Here is a 688-nt window from a genome sequence, read left to right on the forward strand (position 1 = left end):
GGGAGGTTGGCGTGGACGGGACGCCGTTTGGTCGTTACCGGTTGATCGAGTTGCTGGGTCGCGGTGGGATGGGCGAGGTGTGGCGGGCTTTTGATACCGGCACTGAGCGGGTGGTGGCGTTGAAGGTGTTGCCGGCGCAGTTGGCTGATGATGAGACCTATCAGCAGCGGTTTCGTCGGGAGGCGCGGTCGGCGGCGGGGTTGGATGAGCCGCATGTGGTGCCGATTTATGACTTCGGGGAGATCGAGGGGCGGTTGTTTGTCACGATGCGCCTGATTGTGGGTCGTGATCTGCAGAGCATGTTGCGGGAGGGTCCGTTGGATCCGGCGCGGGCGGTGCACATCATCGATCAGGTGGCGTCGGCGTTGAATGCGGCGCATCGGATCGATTTGGTGCATCGCGATGTCAAGCCGTCCAACATTTTGGTGGCTGAGGATGATTTTGCGTATCTGATCGATTTCGGGATCGCCCGTAGTGCGGGGGAGACGTCGTTGACCAGTACGGGCAATGTGATCGGGAGTTGGGCGTATCTGGCTCCGGAGCGGATGACGCGGGACAGTACCGATCATCGGGCTGATATCTATGCGTTGACGTGTGTGATGCATGAGTGTTTGACGGGCAGTCAGCCGTTTCCGGGGGACAGTCTCGAGCAGCAGTTGGGTGGGCATCTGACCCAGCCGCCGCCGCG

Annotated in this window: 1 protein-coding gene; it reads left to right on the plus strand. The window is 61.3% G+C overall.

Annotation, left to right across the window (positions count from 1 at the left end):
- Positions 1-11: 11 nt before the first annotated feature.
- Positions 12-688 (plus strand): serine/threonine-protein kinase (locus AC5Y6Y_RS25745; RefSeq protein WP_473140390.1); only part of this gene is annotated, 677 nt, incomplete at its 3' end.

The organism is Mycobacterium sp. NGS24, from assembly GCF_059813065.1.